This is a genomic window from Pantoea brenneri, assembly GCF_038594305.1.
Classification (GTDB): Bacteria; Pseudomonadota; Gammaproteobacteria; order Enterobacterales; family Enterobacteriaceae; genus Pantoea; species Pantoea brenneri.
This window is the reverse complement of sequence record NZ_JBCGBG010000001.1, coordinates 308,787-324,336: the sequence shown is the minus strand read 5'-3', so window position 1 is coordinate 324,336 and position 15,550 is coordinate 308,787. Positions and strand designations below refer to the sequence as shown.

The 15,550-nt window shown below is 58.8% G+C and carries 16 protein-coding genes; 3 read left to right on the top strand and 13 right to left on the bottom strand.

Annotated features, from left to right (window positions below; genetic code table 11):
- Positions 1-246 precede the first annotated feature (246 nt).
- The 11 genes from AABB92_RS01555 to AABB92_RS01505 form a co-directional block, all read right to left on the bottom strand.
- The gene (locus tag AABB92_RS01555) at positions 247-816 is read right to left on the bottom strand and encodes a UbiX family flavin prenyltransferase (protein WP_031376250.1); all 570 of its coding nucleotides are present in this window, start codon (positions 814-816) and stop codon (positions 247-249) included.
- Between the two features lie 111 nt (positions 817-927).
- A complete protein-coding gene (gene purF / locus AABB92_RS01550; RefSeq protein WP_046288186.1) occupies positions 928-2,445 on the bottom strand; it encodes an amidophosphoribosyltransferase in 1,518 nt (505 codons plus the stop codon).
- Between the two features lie 37 nt (positions 2,446-2,482).
- Positions 2,483-2,968 carry a colicin V production protein gene (gene cvpA / locus AABB92_RS01545; RefSeq protein WP_031376251.1) on the bottom strand — a complete coding sequence of 162 codons (486 nt, stop codon included), beginning with the start codon at positions 2,966-2,968 and terminating at the stop codon, positions 2,483-2,485.
- A gap of 264 nt (positions 2,969-3,232) precedes the next feature.
- Positions 3,233-3,973, bottom strand: coding sequence for a cell division protein DedD (dedD, locus tag AABB92_RS01540; RefSeq protein ID WP_031376252.1), 741 nt, complete (start codon positions 3,971-3,973; stop codon positions 3,233-3,235).
- Positions 3,963-5,231, bottom strand: coding sequence for a bifunctional tetrahydrofolate synthase/dihydrofolate synthase (folC, locus tag AABB92_RS01535; RefSeq protein WP_046288185.1), 1,269 nt, complete (start codon positions 5,229-5,231; stop codon positions 3,963-3,965). The genes dedD and folC overlap by 11 nt, the downstream gene beginning before the upstream one ends.
- 94 nt (positions 5,232-5,325) lie before the next feature.
- Entirely contained in the window at positions 5,326-6,240 is a 915-nt protein-coding gene (gene accD / locus AABB92_RS01530) for an acetyl-CoA carboxylase, carboxyltransferase subunit beta (protein ID WP_031377194.1), read from the bottom strand.
- A 149-nt stretch (positions 6,241-6,389) separates the two neighbouring features.
- Positions 6,390-7,052 carry a DedA family protein gene (locus AABB92_RS01525; RefSeq protein ID WP_031377193.1) on the bottom strand — a complete coding sequence of 221 codons (663 nt, stop codon included), beginning with the start codon at positions 7,050-7,052 and terminating at the stop codon, positions 6,390-6,392.
- 29 nt (positions 7,053-7,081) lie between these two features.
- The gene (truA, locus tag AABB92_RS01520) at positions 7,082-7,885 is read right to left on the bottom strand and encodes a tRNA pseudouridine(38-40) synthase TruA (protein WP_031377192.1); all 804 of its coding nucleotides are present in this window, start codon (positions 7,883-7,885) and stop codon (positions 7,082-7,084) included.
- A gap of 2 nt (positions 7,886-7,887) precedes the next feature.
- Positions 7,888-8,895 carry an aspartate-semialdehyde dehydrogenase gene (locus AABB92_RS01515; protein ID WP_031377191.1) on the bottom strand — a complete coding sequence of 336 codons (1,008 nt, stop codon included), beginning with the start codon at positions 8,893-8,895 and terminating at the stop codon, positions 7,888-7,890.
- A 103-nt stretch (positions 8,896-8,998) separates the two neighbouring features.
- On the bottom strand, positions 8,999-10,132 hold the full coding sequence (gene pdxB, locus AABB92_RS01510; RefSeq protein ID WP_031377190.1) for a 4-phosphoerythronate dehydrogenase PdxB: 1,134 nt from the start codon (positions 10,130-10,132) through the stop codon (positions 8,999-9,001).
- 55 nt (positions 10,133-10,187) lie between these two features.
- Positions 10,188-10,967 carry an AraC family transcriptional regulator gene (locus tag AABB92_RS01505; RefSeq protein ID WP_031377189.1) on the bottom strand — a complete coding sequence of 260 codons (780 nt, stop codon included), beginning with the start codon at positions 10,965-10,967 and terminating at the stop codon, positions 10,188-10,190.
- Between the two features lie 97 nt (positions 10,968-11,064).
- Here AABB92_RS01505 and AABB92_RS01500 point away from each other — a divergent pair, with 97 nt between their 5' ends.
- Positions 11,065-11,964: a DMT family transporter gene (locus tag AABB92_RS01500; protein ID WP_046288513.1), complete on the top strand. Its 900-nt coding sequence runs from the start codon at positions 11,065-11,067 to the stop codon at positions 11,962-11,964.
- Here AABB92_RS01500 and AABB92_RS01495 read toward each other — a convergent pair.
- Positions 11,945-13,333, bottom strand: a complete 1,389-nt coding sequence (locus AABB92_RS01495; RefSeq protein WP_046288184.1) for a sensor histidine kinase — start codon at positions 13,331-13,333, stop codon at positions 11,945-11,947. The genes AABB92_RS01500 and AABB92_RS01495 overlap by 20 nt on opposite strands.
- Positions 13,324-13,995, bottom strand: a complete 672-nt coding sequence (gene tctD / locus AABB92_RS01490) for a transcriptional regulator TctD (RefSeq protein ID WP_031377188.1) — start codon at positions 13,993-13,995, stop codon at positions 13,324-13,326. Before tctD ends, AABB92_RS01495 begins: the two co-directional genes overlap by 10 nt.
- A gap of 120 nt (positions 13,996-14,115) precedes the next feature.
- On the opposite strand from tctD, the gene AABB92_RS01485 reads away from it, so the two are divergent.
- The gene (locus AABB92_RS01485; protein ID WP_046288512.1) at positions 14,116-15,096 is read left to right on the top strand and encodes a Bug family tripartite tricarboxylate transporter substrate binding protein; all 981 of its coding nucleotides are present in this window, start codon (positions 14,116-14,118) and stop codon (positions 15,094-15,096) included.
- 12 nt (positions 15,097-15,108) lie between these two features.
- Positions 15,109-15,540 carry a tripartite tricarboxylate transporter TctB family protein gene (locus AABB92_RS01480; protein ID WP_031377187.1) on the top strand — a complete coding sequence of 144 codons (432 nt, stop codon included), beginning with the start codon at positions 15,109-15,111 and terminating at the stop codon, positions 15,538-15,540.
- Positions 15,541-15,550: the final 10 nt, after the last annotated feature.

The window sequence follows — 15,550 nt, the reverse complement described above, 5'->3', positions numbered from 1 at the left end:
GTGAAGTGCTTTTTGTTATGTGGTACGTGATGTGTTTGCGCAAAGTAAGTTGCATGTTTCATGCCAGTTCTGCAAGTTATTCGCGCACTTAGCGTGACGTCCGACAGCCGAAAACGCTGAGCTTGTGAGGGGAATATAACAGTGAAGTAAAAGAGAAAAAGCGATGATGTTAACTTTTGGTGCATCAAATGCACGAAGAGTGATCCGAGGCGCGCTTATGCACTAAATAAGTGCGCCAGCGGAACTTTATGCACCTTGCCAGCGCGCGAACAAATCTTCTGGCAATTCGATATCAAACTGATCGATGACCCGATTGACCGTTTGATCAACCAGTTGCCCGATGTTTTCAGGGCGATGATAGAACGCCGGTACTGGCGGCATAATGATGGCGCCCAACTCGGCGGCGGTGGTCATCATGCGCAGGTGGCCAACGTGCAGCGGCGTTTCACGCACGCACAGCACCAGCTTGCGCTGCTCTTTTAATACCACGTCAGCCGCGCGGGTCAGCAGTGAATCACTGTAACTGTGGACGATGCCGGACAGGGTTTTCATTGAGCACGGCAAAATCGCCATCCCGAGGGTTTTAAACGATCCTGACGAAATGCTTGCCGCAATATCGCGCACGTCGTGCACCACATCGGCCAGCGCCTGCACGTCACGTAGTGAGTAATCGCTCTCCAGCCCTAACGTCTGGCGCGCCGCCTGGCTCATCACCAGATGCGTTTCCACCTCATCGACCTGCTGCAAAACCTGCAGCATGCGCACGCCATAAATCACCCCGCTGGCGCCTGAGATGCCAATGATGAGTCGTTTCATATTCCAACCTTGCTCTACCCGGATGCATCATCATAACGCGGCCTGGGGATTTCTGAAAACAAACAGGGCGGGATTGCTCCCGCCCTGCTTTATCTGCCCTAACGCTGGCGCTTAGCCTTCGTTGTGCAGCTCGAGGTTTTCCACCTCATTCTGACGCGCAACCGCTTTTGCATCGTCATTACGCAGCGACTGGAGGTATTCCAGATAGCGCTGGTCAACATCCTTCGTGACATAAATTCCGTTAAACACCGAGCATTCAAACTGGGTAATGTCCGGGTTCTCTTCGCGAACCGCTTCGATCAGGTCATCCAGGTCCTGGAAAATCAGCGCATCCGCTTTGATCAGCTGGCGGATCTCTTCGACTTCACGACCGTGGGCAATCAGCTCGGTGGCGCTTGGCATATCAATGCCATATACGTTCGGGAAACGAATCTCCGGAGCCGCTGACGCCAGATAAACCCGCTTCGCACCGGCTTCACGCGCCATCTCAATGATCTGCTCTGAGGTGGTGCCGCGTACGATGGAGTCATCCACCAGCAACACGTTTTTATCGCGGAACTCGGCGCGGTTAGCGTTCAGCTTACGGCGAACCGCGCTGCGACGTAACTGCTGGCCCGGCATGATAAAGGTGCGGCCGACGTAACGGTTTTTCACAAAGCCCTGGCGATACGGCTTATCGAGAATGCGCGCAATTTCCAGTGCGATATCGGTTGAGGTTTCCGGAATCGGGATCACTACATCGATATCCAGATCTTCCCACTCGCGGGCAATTTTCTCGCCCAGCTTGGTGCCCATGCGCACGCGGGCGCTGTAGACCGAAATCTTATCGAGGAACGAGTCGGGACGTGCAAAGTAGACGTACTCGAACAGGCAGGGATTGCTTTTCGGGTTTTCGGCGCACTGGCGGGTAGAAAGCTGCCCCTGCTCAGTGACATAGACCGCTTCACCCGGTGCGACGTCACGGATGAATTCAAACCCTAACGTATCCAGCGCCACGCTCTCCGAGGCCACCATATATTCGGTACGGCCATCGGCGATCACGCGTTTGCCCAGCACCAGCGGACGGATACCGTTCGGGTCGCGGAACGCTACCATGCCATGACCGATAATCATCGCCACCACCGCATAGGCTCCGCGCACCTGCTGATGCACCGCAGCGACGGCGGAAAAAATATTGTCGGCTTCCAGCGGATCGTTCTGGAAGCGATCCAGCTCCTGCGCGAAAATATTGAGCAGGATTTCAGAATCTGAGGTGGTATTCACATGACGGCGGCCCTTTTCGAACAGGTGCTTACGCAGTTCGTGGGCGTTGGTGAGATTTCCGTTGTGCGCCAGCGTAATACCGTACGGCGAGTTTACGTAGAATGGCTGCGCTTCAGAGGCACTTGAGCTGCCCGCGGTCGGATAACGCGCGTGACCAATGCCCATGTTGCCCTGCAAACGCTGCATGTGGCGTGCTTCGAAAACGTCGCTGACCAGGCCATTTGCCTTTCGCAGACGGAAGCACTTCAGCGCATCGATAGTACAAATGCCTGCGGCATCCTGCCCGCGGTGCTGGAGCACCGTTAACGCGTCATAGATCGACTGGTTTACCGGCATGAAACCGGTGATACCGACAATACCGCACATGTTGTCATTTCCTCATTAAGCCGCACTCCCGGTCGCATCACCGGGGTAAAAAACTCGACGTGCTTTTCAGGTAATCGAAAAACCACCTGATTATATAACTGAACTCGGGAATGAGTTGAGACTGTTGCCAGTCCGGACTTTTCGAAAAGCCGGTGAAAGTATCGAGGAAGAACAGCAGAGCGGCCACTATCAGCACACCACGCAACGCCCCGAAACAGACGCCCAACACCCGGTCGGTTCCCGACAGGCCGGTTTTTTCCACCAGCGAGCCGATCACGTAATTCACAATCGCACCGACAATCAGGGTGGCGACAAACAACACCCCAATGGCGATACCGTTACGAACCAGTTCGTCGTCAAAACCTGTAAACCAGACTGCAAGGTAGGCGTAGTAATGACTGGCGACAAAAAACGCGCATCCCCAGGTAACAAGAGATAAGGCTTCCCGGACAAACCCACGGATCAGGCTGACCAGAGCCGAAAAACCAACTACCGCAATAATGACGTAATCAATCCAGATCATGAACTCTTCCAGCGCCAGTGCCATTGCACCCCTGCATCCAGTTCGGGGCGCATTCTAACAGAAAAAGAAAACGTTTGCGTAGCGGTTTTCCTGTTCTGCATCCATAAAAAAGGCGATGAAAAAAACCTTCGTCGCCCGGTTGATTTCCCGACGGTCAGGCCGTTGAAAATCGTCATTTTTTACCCGTTTATCCGCTTTAACCCGCCGTGCTTTAGCCCAATTGGCGCTGCCTGTTACTGCTATTGGCAGCGCCAATTGATGAGTTTAGCGAGCGCTGTACGGCTTCACGACGCCGCCCAGCCCGGAGATGCTTTTCAGCTCGCCTACCGCACTTTGCATTTTGGCTTTTGAGGCGTCCGGTCCCACGTAAATGCGGGTGATCTGTCCCTGTACCGGCGTTGATGGCACGGTAAAGGCGCGATAGCCCGACAGTCGCAGCTGCGCGACAATCTCATTCACCTTGCTGGCGTTTTTCAGCGCACCCAGCTGTACCACATAAGCCTGACCGGCTGGTGCGCTCGGTTCGGCCGCCTTCGGCGTCTCGGCCTGCTTCGGCTGCTCCACGGTTTTCGGTGGCTCAACCGGTTTTGGCTTCGGCTGTTCGACCGGTTTAGGCTTCGGCTGCTCAACCGGCTTCGGTTTGGGCTGCTCGACCGGTTTCGGTTTCACCGGCGTCGGCTGATGCACCGGCGGTGGCGTCACAACGGCCGGCTCGCTCTCTTCGGTGGGTTTTGCGCGTCCCTGTTCAGCCGCTGCGGTGGTTTTTCCGCTGCTGCTGCTGACCGCATTACCTGCGCCTTCCGGCGGCTGGGCCGGCAGCGACTGGGTCACCGGCGGCACCATTTCGCTGTCCTGCTGATCGTCGGGTTTCGGCACCAGCGGAATGGCGGCGAACTCTTCTTTATAGTGCTTCTTCTGCCCATCCAGCAGCCCCGGCAATACAATCACGCCGACGGCCACCAGAATGACGGTGCCGACTAAACGGTTCTGAAACTTACTTGCCACGTCCTTTCTCCGTTTCAATCGATTCCATGACCTGTGCCACGGTGTGGAACGATCCACACACCAGCACAATGTCCTGCGGCTGCGCCTGCTGGCGCGCCTGCTGCCAGGCCTGCTCTACCGTGCTGAACGCCTCGCCCTGCGGCAGCCACTGCAGCAGCTGCTCCGCCGTCGCGCCGCGCGGGCCGTCGAGCGGTGCGCAGTACCAGGCATCCACCGCCGGTGACAACGCCGCCAGCGTACCGGCAATATCTTTGTCGTGCAGCATACCCACCACCGCGAGTACCCGGCCGGTTTTGGGCAGCGCGGCCAGCCGTGACGCCAGATAGTGCGCCGCATGCGGATTATGCGCCACGTCCAGAATCACCCGCGGCGATTCGCTGATGGTCTGAAAGCGGCCCGGCAGCATGGCTAACGGCAGCGTAGCGCGGATCTGCGCTTCACTGACCTGCAGTCCGGACGCGCGCAGCGCGACCAGCGCCGTCGCGGCATTCGGCAGCGGCACCTGCGGCAGCGGCAGATCGTTCAGCTCACCGTGCGCGTCACGCAGCGACCAGCTTTCCGGCTGCTGACGGTAACACCAGTCACGGTCGCGTTGCAGCAGCTGTGCGCCCTTCTCACTGGCTACTGCGGCAATGCTGTGCGGCATATCAGGCTCACCCACCACCGCCGGTTTGCCGGCACGGAAAACACCCGCTTTTTCGCGGCCAATGCTTTCCCGATCCGGACCGAGCCAGTCGATGTGATCGAGCGCAATGCTGGTGACCACCGCCACATCTGCATCCACGATATTGGTGGCGTCGAGCCGTCCGCCGAGGCCGACTTCGAGGATCACCACGTCCAGCTGCGCCTGTTGAAACAGCTTCAGCGCTGACAAGGTGCCAAACTCAAAATAGGTCAGTGAGATATCACCGCGTCCGGCTTCAATGTCGGCAAAGCTGGCACAGTGCTGCGCTTCGCTCAGCTCCTGCCCCTGAACCCGTACCCGTTCGGTATAGCGCACCAGATGCGGCGAGCTGTAAACGCCCACGCGATAGCCGGCCGCCATCAGCAGCGTTTCCAGGGTACGACAGGTGGTGCCTTTGCCGTTGGTGCCGGCGACGGTGAAGACGAAGGGAGCGGGTTTCAGCAGGTCAAGACGTTGCGCGACCTGGCGAATGCGATCCAGCCCCAGTTCGATGGCCTGAGTGTGCAGGTGCTCAAGATAATAAAGCCACGTGGCCAAAGGCGACGTGGCTTGAGGGAGGTGAAGATTGTCCATATGTCCCGTTTTGCTTATTTATACCCGACAGACTGGTGCTGAGGTATACGGTGCATTGGTGAAAGGCGCGACGGGCGCGCCTTTCTATCTCCTGTCAGGCCTCGTTGCTCTCCGGCTCAGTCGTCGCCGGGGCGGACTGTTCACCGTCGTGCAGCGGTGCTGGCAGGTTCATCATTTTTGCCAGCAGGCTTGCCAGTTTGTACCGCATTTCCGGACGGCGAATGATCATATCAATCGCGCCCTTTTCAATCAGGAACTCACTGCGCTGGAAGCCCGGCGGCAGTTTTTCACGCACGGTCTGCTCGATAACGCGGGGACCGGCAAAGCCGATCAGCGCTTTCGGTTCCGCCACGTTGAGGTCGCCCAGCATGGCAAAGCTGGCTGACACGCCGCCCATGGTCGGGTCGGTCAGTACCGAGATGTAAGGCAGACCGCGTTCCTGCATTTTAGCCAGCGCGGCGCTGGTTTTCGCCATCTGCATCAGCGACATCAGCGCTTCCTGCATACGCGCGCCGCCACTGGCAGAGAAGCAGATCAGCGGGCAGTTATCCGCCAGCGCCTGCTCAACCGCACGCACAAAACGGGCACCCACTACCGAGCCCATTGAACCGCCCATAAAGGCGAATTCGAAGGCGGCAGTGACAACCGGCATGCCATGCAGCTGGCCTTTCATCACGATCAGCGCATCTTTCTCGTTAGTCGCCTTTTGCGCAGCGACCAGACGATCTTTGTACTTTTTCGAGTCGCGGAACTTCAGCAGATCCTTGGGTTCCAGTTCACTGCCCAGCTCAACCAGGGTGCCCTGATCGAGGAAGCTGCCGAGGCGCTCACGGGCGTGCATACGCATGTGATGGTCACACTTCGGACAGACTTCAAGATTACGCTCCAGCTCGGCACGGTAGAGAACCTGGCCACAGCTGTCGCACTTGGTCCAGACCCCTTCCGGGATACTGGCGCGGCGCGCAGGCGTAACGTTGCTTTTATTAAGAATGCGTTCAATCCAGCTCATTGATGACCTTTCTGTTTAAAACTGACCTGGTCCAGTCGTCTTGATACTGCTGAAAACCGCTTCAGCAGACGGTAAATGTCGCTCATTAAACCACAACCCGTTCAGACTGTGGATAAAAATCTGGTCTTACCCCTGAGCAAAGCGGCCACTCAGGGCTGCTTCTGCTGCTTTGCCTGGCGGCGATGACGCCAGACTTCAATCACGCCCGGCAATACCGACACCAGGATAATCCCGACAATCAGCAGCTTCAGGTTTTCCTGCACCACCGGCAAATCGCCAAACAGGTAACCGGCATAGGAGAACAGCAGGACCCAGGCCAGCGCACCGGTGACGTTGAACAGCGCAAAGTGACGATAGGACATGTGGCCCATACCGGCAACAAACGGCGCAAAGGTGCGAACAATCGGCACAAAACGCGCCAGGATAATGGTTTTACCGCCGTGACGGGCGTAAAACGCATGGGTTTTATCCAGGTAGCTGCGACGGAAGATTCTGGAGTTCGGGTTACTGAACAACCGCTCGCCAAACAGACGGCCAATGGTGTAGTTCACCGCATCGCCAAGGATCGCCGCAACCACTAACAGCGCCACCATCAGATGCACATTCAGGTCGTTGCCAGGCAACGCCGCCAGTGCGCCCGCCACAAACAGTAACGAGTCGCCAGGCAGGAATGGCGTCACCACTAAACCGGTTTCGCAGAACAAAATCAGGAACAAAATAGCGTAAATCCAGACACCGTACTGCGCAACCAGTTCGGCAAGATGCACATCAATGTGCAAAATAAAATCAACCAGAAAATGGATGAACTCCATAACGCGCCCTTTTAAGCCCTAAAAGTGAATTAATCCGCGAGGAACAACGGTCCCATCGACGGCTGTGGTAACGCAAAGTGGGATGGATAATCCACCGCCACCAGATACAACCCTTCTGCCCGGGCAGTGGCTGCAGCCAATGTCCGATCCTTCGCCGCCAGCAGCGTGGCCATCCAGGATTCCGGCTGATTGCCACAGCCAATCTCCATCAGGCTGCCGACGATATTGCGCACCATGTGATGCACAAAGGCGTTGGCTTTAATATCGACAATCACGTAAGGCCCCTGACGCGTCACATTCAGGTGAATCACGTTGCGCCACGGGGTACGCGACTGACACTGCACGGCGCGAAACGAGGTAAAGTCATTCTCACCCAGCAGACACTGGCCGGCGCGATGCATCTTTTCAGCATCCAGCGGATGATAAAAATGGGTCACGCCCTGCGCCAGCACCGCCGGACGCAGCCGCTGATTGTAAATCAGGTAGCGATAACGACGGGCGGTTGCGCTGAAACGGGCGTGAAACGCCTCCGGCACCGCTTTCACCCAGCGTACCGCGATATCCGGCGGCAGGTTGGCATTGACGCCGAGTGTCCAGGCTCCGTCCGCCCGCTGCGACGTGGTTTCAAAATGCACCACCTGCCCGGTCCCGTGGACGCCCGCATCGGTGCGTCCGGCACAAAACACGCTGACCGGATGATCGGCGACTTTTGACAGCGCGCGCTCTAACTTTTCCTGCACGCTGCGCACTTCCTGCTGACGCTGCCAGCCATAATAGCGGCTGCCGTCATACTCGATGCCGAGCGCCAGTTTTTGCGTCTGACCGTCGGACATGGTTACAGATACTCCTGAACCAGTTTCTCAGCCGTTTTCACCGCCATCAACGCGCCGCCAAAACGAATATTGTCGGCCACTGACCAGAACTGCAGCAGCTCCGGAATACCGTAATCGTTACGCACGCCGCCAATGCTCAGTGCACCGTTACCCGACGCATCGGTGACCGGCGTCGGCACCGAATCCTCTTCGCTCAGCGAGATGTCTGACACCAGCGCCAGTTCGGCACGCGCCTCTTCAGCCGAAAGCGGACGCAGGTTTTCAATGTGGACAATCTGCGCATTGCCGTAAAACACCGGTGCCTGCACGCTGCTGACCGCAATCGGTAAGCCTTCATCCTGCAGCACTTTACGCACCTGATCGACCAGACGGCGTTCGCTTTCAACGCTGCCTTCCGCGTCCACCTGCTGCGGCATCAGGTTAAACGCCAGCTGACGACCAAAGTGATGTTCATCTGCCGGAATGCCGTTCAGCAGGCGGGCACTTTCACCGGCCAGCGCATCCACCGCCACTTTGCCGTAGCTGGAGACCGAGATCAGGTTGGTGACCTGCAACCGGCCTAATCCAGCCGCATCGACCAGCGGTTTGATCGCGGTCAGCAACTGACTGACCAGGTTGTCCGCCACGCTGATAATATTGCGGTTGCGGTAATCGGCCAGCACATGCGGATTTACATCCGGCACCACCAGCGGCACATCCGGTGACAGCGCAAACAGCTCGCTGCTGTCGATGACCAGACAACCGGCGTTCGCCGCATCATCGGCAAAGCGGGCGGATGCGTCGCGGCCGGCGACGAAAAAGGCCAGCTGCGCCTGCGACCAGTCAAATTCTGCCGCATTTTCAACCCGCACCGAGCGGCCTTCAAAACGTTTGATCTCACCGGCGCTGTTTTCACTGGCCAGCAAATACAATTCACCAACCGGGAACTGGCGTTCCGCCAGCAATTCCAGTACAGCGTTCCCTACTGCGCCTGTCGCGCCCAGTAGCGCAATATTCCAGCCGTCAGACATGTTGGTTTACTCCAGACAATGACATAAAAACAGAAGGCGGTGATCTCACCGCCGAGGGATTCGGATTTTTCCCTGCCCGCAGGCCGTTGTGCCAGGGCATCAACTATCGGGAAGAGAGCGTTGCGTTAAAACCCAGTTGGGTCAGCATCTCAGCCGTGCTGGCGTCGTCACAGATCACCTGCAAGGAGGACCATTCGCGGCGCTCCTGATACTGCTTACGCAGGCGATCAAATTCGCCAGGCTGAGCCGCCACTTTTCGCAGGGGCGCATCGTCGCGGCGCACATCATACACCAGATGCACCAGGCGTTTCAGCGTTGCCTGATCCAGCGGGCCATTCAGGGTGATTTCACTGAATTCCGGCACCGGCAGCAGGCTGCTGAGCGGGACCTGTTGCGGCTGACCGATAAAGTCACACCAGGCTTCAAACACCTGAGTAGTGCCGCGCGCCTTGCCTTCGAGGGTATAGCCCGCAATGTGCGCCGTGGCGATGTCTACTTTGTCGAGCAGCGCCAGCGACAGATCCGGCTCCGGTTCCCAGACGTCAAGCACTACGCTGAGATCGGCGCGCATCTTCAGCACTTCCAGCAGCGCGGCATTGTCGACCACCGGGCCGCGACAGGCGTTAATCAGAATGGTATTGGGCTTCAGCGCCATCAGTAATGCCGCATCTGCCAGGTGCCAGCTTTTATAGCGGCCGGCTTTAAACAGTGGCGTATGGAAGGTCAAAATATCGGCCTGCTCCACCAGCTGCTCCAGCGAAAGAAAATCGCCTTCGTCACCGCGATCGGCGCGCGGCGGATCGCACAGCAGGGTTTTCACCCCCCACGCCGCCAGCCGTTTCTGCAACCGTCCACCGACGTTGCCGACGCCGACAATGCCGACGGTGCGGTCACGCAGCTGGAAGCCGTCACGTTCCGCCAACAGCAGCAAAGACGAGAAGACATACTCCACCACCGCGATGGCGTTGCAGCCGGGCGCGGCGGAAAAGGCAATGCCCGCCTGCTGCAGCCAGTTTTCGTCGATATGGTCGGTGCCGGCAGTGGCGGTACCGACAAACTTCACCGGCTTACCGGCCAGCAGCGCTTCATTGACCTGGGTCACCGATCGCACCATCAGGCCATCGGCATCGGCCAGTTCCGCCGCCGGCAAAGGACGACCCGGAACCGCCACCACTTCGCCGGTCCGGCTGAACAACTCACGGGCATAAGGCATATTTTCATCGACGAGAATCTTCACCACGGCTTTCCTGTCTGTTGCATTGAAGGCCATTATTCTGGCACAAAGCGACGCGTTAGCCTAACCGCGCGCGGTAACGATCCGGTGTGGTTCCGGCCTGCTGCTGAAACATCACAATCAGCGCCGATGCCGAGCTATAGCCCAGTTCGTGGGCGATGCTCTGCACGCTGACGCCCTGCTCCAGCAGTACGATAGCGCGCAGAAAACGCAGCCGCTGTCGCCACTCGCCGAAGGTCATGTGCAACTGCTGCTGACAGCGCCGCGCCAGCGTGCGTTCGGTGGTAAAAACCCGCGCTGCCCAGCCGGCCAGCGTGGTGTTATCACCCGGATTAGCTTCCAGCGCATGCAGCACCGGTGCCAGAAATTTATCGGTTGAGGTCGGCAGGTAGCTCTCCTGTACCTGCGCCAGCGGCAGACGATCGCGTAGTACCTCACACAGACGCCACTGCGCTTCGGTGACCGGCTGCTCGATCTGCTGCCCGGCAAACTCATCCATGATGGCGTGCACAATCGGATCGACAATCAGCAGGCAGGCGCGCTGTGGCAGGCCGGTACACAGCGCGGCGGCGAGGTTAAAGGTACGGAACTGCGCCTGACGGTGGTTATAGCTGCTGTGCCGGTGGCCTGGCGGTATCCACACCGGGATATCGGCCGGAGTCAGCAGCCGCTCACCCTCTACCCGCATCTCCAGCACGTGACTTTTCACAAAGATCAGCTGTCCCCAGTCATGGGCATGCGGCAGATATTCGGTATGCGCGTTGGCCTGTTCGAAACGCATAAAGTAGTGCAGCTGTGGCGCATCCAGCGGCGGCTGGTAGGTAATCTGTAAGGTCATTATGTCCGGAGAGCGATTAATTTTGTCTGATATTAACTATCTGGATAAATCCGGACAAGCGTACACTGCGCCTCATCTAATGCTGTGGAGCGTGAACATGTTTTTCCTCTATCCGCTGTGTGCGGTGTTGATCTGGTCGATCAACTCGATTGTCAGCAAACTGTCGGCTTCCGCCATCGATCCGGCGGCGATCTCTTTCTACCGCTGGCTGCTGGCGTTGCTGGTATTGACGCCGTTTGTGCTGCCCGGCGTATGGCGGACGCGTCAGGCGATCCGGCCACATCTGTGGCGGTTACTGATCCTCGGCCTGCTCGGCATGGTGCTGTATCAGAGCCTGGCTTATTATGCCGCCCAGAGCGTCAGCGCACTGTTCATGGGCATTATCGGGGCGTTGATCCCGCTGCTCACCGTGTTGCTGAGCGTAGTGATCCTAAGGATCGCGCCGACGCTCGGCATTCTGCTCGGCAGTATCATCTCGTTTATCGGTCTGGTGTGGCTGGTGAGTCAGGGCGATGTGATGCAGTTACTGAGTCACGGACTCGGCAAAGGCGAACTGCTGATGCTGGCCGCCTCCGCCGCTTATGCGCTGTATGGCGTGCTGACCCGGCGCTGGGCGCTGCCGTTGCCGATCTGGCACAGCCTGTATGTGCAGATTTTATTCGGCGTACTGTTGCTGTTACCGGGCTTTCTGCTGGCGCCTGAGGTGTCACTTAACCGGCATAACCTGCCGCTGGTGGCGTTTGCCGGTCTGTTTGCCTCGATCATTGCGCCCTTTTTGTGGATCCACGGCGTGCAGCGCCTCGGGGCCAGTACCACCAGTATCTTTATGAACCTGATCCCGGTGTTTACCGCACTGATCGCGGTGCTGTTCCTGCATGAGCAACTGCACAGTTACCACTGGATTGGTGGCGGCCTGACCCTGTCCGGCGTGATTCTGGCCCAGCGGCTGCGTACGCCGCTAACCCGCGCTAAACCGGTCAACCTGCGTCGGTTGTAAACCGTATCGTCACGCGCAGCCCGCCCAGTTGCGGGCTGCGATCGAGCTGCATGGTGGCACCATGCCAGGCACAGATATCCTGCACCAGCGCCAGACCAATGCCGGCCCCTGGCTGAATACCAACATTATCCAGCCGCTGAAAAGGCTGTAACGCTTTTCGCTGTTCCGCCCCGTCGATGCCGGGACCGCTGTCTTCAATCTCCAGTTTGCCCGCCACCACCCGCGCGGTGACGACGCCGTGATGCGGGGTATATTTAATCGCATTATCCAGCAGGTTGGCGCACAGTTCGCCGAGCAGCACCCCGTCTCCGATCACCTGACTGCTCTCCTCGCCCTCATAACCGAGATCGATTTGCCGGGTGCGTGCCGCCGTGTAGCGGCTCAGGCAGGCTTCACGGACGATGGCCGCCAGATCGACCCGCATCATCGGCTTGTCTTCGCCGTGACGTGCCTTGATGCGTGCCAGTTGCAATAGCCGATCGGTGAGTAAGATGGTTTCATCCAGCGTATGACGCATGCCGAGTAAACTCTCCTGCCACTGTTCCGGACGTTCACTGTTGAGCGCCACGCTCACCTGGGTTTTGAGGATGGTCAGCGGCGTGCGCAGCTGATGTGCCGCGTCAGCGCTGAAGCGATCCTGCCGCGCCAGCAGGCCGCGCAGACGTTCCAGATAACGGTTAAAGGCGATGATCAACGGCTGCAGTTCTGACCACGGCAACGACGGCAGCGGGGTCAATTCGCCGCCGTCACGCTGTAATACAATGCGCGATAGCTGCCGCAGCGGACGTAATACCCGGCGCAGCATCAGGCTGGCCAGCAGCAGCGTCATCAGCACCAGCCCGCTCTGGCTGATCAGGGCGGTACGCATCAGTCCGCGGGCAAACTCCTGGCGGGAGTTAACAGTTTCAGCCACCAGCACCAGCGCCATCCCGTCGACGCCCGCCTCACTTACCGGTTGCCACAGTGCCGCCACCCGAATGCGATGCTGGTGATAGCGTCCGTCATAAAAGTGCACCAGCGCCGGATAAGCGGTCGACATTTTGCTGGCCGGCGGAATCGGTGGCAGATCGTCATAGCCCGACAGCGTTTTCCCCTGTGGCGAAATCACCTGATAAAACAGCTGGTCGTTCATATTGCGTTCGAAACTGTCGAGCACCACCCAGGGCACGTCCACCTCCAGATGATGCTGCCGCACCACCAGCCGTTCTGCCACGGTGCGCGCCGAGGCCAGCAGCGAGCGATCGTAAGCCTGATTGGCCGCCGCCAGCCCGCTCTGATAATGGGTGTAAACCGACAGCGCCCACAGCAGTAACAGCGGCAGACCCAGCCACGCCAGCAGTTCGCCGCGCAGCGAATGAATCAGCCGCACGGCAGCGTTTCCAGGCTGTAGCCGAGTCCGCGCAGCGTCACGATAGCCACGTCGCTACCCGCCAGTTTTTTACGCACCCGGTGGACATACAGCTCAATGCTCTCCGGGCTGGCCTCATCCGCCAGGCTAAAAGTCTGTTCATACAGATGCTGACGGGAAACCGGCCGGCCATGGCGCTGCATCAGGGTGGTGAGGATGCTCGACTCACGCGGCGTCAGCGCCAGCGGCCGGTCTGCCAGCAGGAAATAGCCTTCGCCATCCAGCACCAGCTGGCCCAGCGACTGGCTTTGCGCCGCCTGGCTCTGGCTGCGCCGCAGCAGCGCCCGCAACCGCGCTTCCAGTTCATCCAGCTCAAACGGCTTGGTCAGGTAATCATCCGCCCCGAGATTCAGGCCGCGCACCCGGTCATCCAGCGCGCTACGCGCCGTCAGCAGCAAAACCGGCACGCTCTGACCCCGCCGCCGCAACCGCGTCAGCACTTCCAGACCATCGATGCGCGGCAGCGAGACGTCCAGCACCACCAGCGCATAGGCTTCACATTGCAAGGCGTGATCGGCCGCGACGCCATCCGCCACCCAGTCGACGGCAAAGCCTTTTTGCGTCAGCGCTTTCTGCAACCAACACGCCAGGTCAATCGTGTCCTCTACCAGTAAGAGACGCATATCACATCCTGTTATTAAATCCGGGCAGTGAAAGGTAAATGAAAGGTAATTGTTTTAACAATTCAGCAACGCCAATATTTCGGCGGCAATCACACTCTGGAAGAATGAATGGAGCGCACGATGAAAAAAATAATCCATACCGCCCTGACCACTGCCCTGCTGTCGCTGATGGTGCCTGCTGCCATTGCCGCCGACGGCCCGGGCCGTACCGAATGTATTGCACCGGCTAAGCCGGGCGGCGGGTTTGACCTCACCTGCAAGCTGTTGCAGGTCTCGCTGCAGGAAACCAAACAGATTGAGACGCCAATGCGCGTTACCTATATGCCTGGCGGCGTCGGCGCGGTGGCCTACAACGCGATCATCGCTCAGCGCCCGGCTGAAGCCGGCACGGTAGTGGCTTTCTCGGGCGGCTCGCTGCTGAATCTGTCGCAGGGCAAATTTGGTCGCTACTCGGTTGATGATGTGAAGTGGCTGGCGGCAGTGGGAACCGACTACGGCATGGTGGCGGTACGTGAAGATGCACCGTGGAAAACCCTTGGCGAGCTGATGGCGGCGATGAAAGAAGATCCGACCAAAGTGGTGGTCGGTGCCGGTGCCTCGATCGGCAGTCAGGACTGGATGAAAACCGCCCTGCTGGCGCGTGAAGCTGGAATCGATCCGCGCAAGATGCGTTACGTCGCTTTTGAAGGCGGCGGCGAGCCGGTTACCGCGCTGCTCGGCAACCATATTCAGGTGGTCTCTGGCGACATGAGTGAAATGGTGCCGCATCTGCAGGGCGGCAAAATGCGGGTGCTGGCGGTAATGTCCGATCAGCGTCTGCCGGGCCAGCTGGCGCAGGTGCCAACCGCCAAAGAGCAAGGCTTTAACATCGTCTGGCCGATCATTCGCGGCTACTACCTCGGCCCGAAAGTCAGCGATGCCGACTATCAGTGGTGGGAACAGGCATTCAAAAAGATGGTGCAAACGCCGGAGTTCAAAAAGCAGCGCGATCTGCGCGGCCTGTTCGAATTTAACCTGACGGGTCAGGAACTCGACAGCTACGTCAAAAAACAGGTGGCGGATTACCGTGAGCAGGCTAAATCGTTTGGCCTGGCCAAATAACCGGAGCGAATCATGAGCGATCGTATTTTTGCTGGCCTGTGGCTGGCGCTGTGCCTCGGCGGCATGGTGGTGGCCTGGCAAATTCAGAGCGAATACAGCTACGAACCGGTGGGACCGCGCCCCTTCCCGATGGCGATCCTCGGCCTGATGGCGATCTGCGCCCTGCTGATGCTGTTTCGCAAACCCGACACCATTCACTGGCCGTCCGGCGGCACGCTGAAGCGGCTGGTGGCGCTGGCGCTGATGATGCTGCTGTACGGCTGGCTGTTTGAAACGCTGGGCTTTGCCATCTGCACCACGCTGCTGACCTTTGGCATCGGCCTGCTGTTTGGCGCGCGCTGGTGGGCAGCGGCGCTGGCCGGGCTGGCGATGGGCACCACCCTGTTTTACGCCTTTGATCGCCTGCTGGAAGTGTCCCTTCCGGTCGGCAGCTGGCTGAGTTAAGGAGAGCATC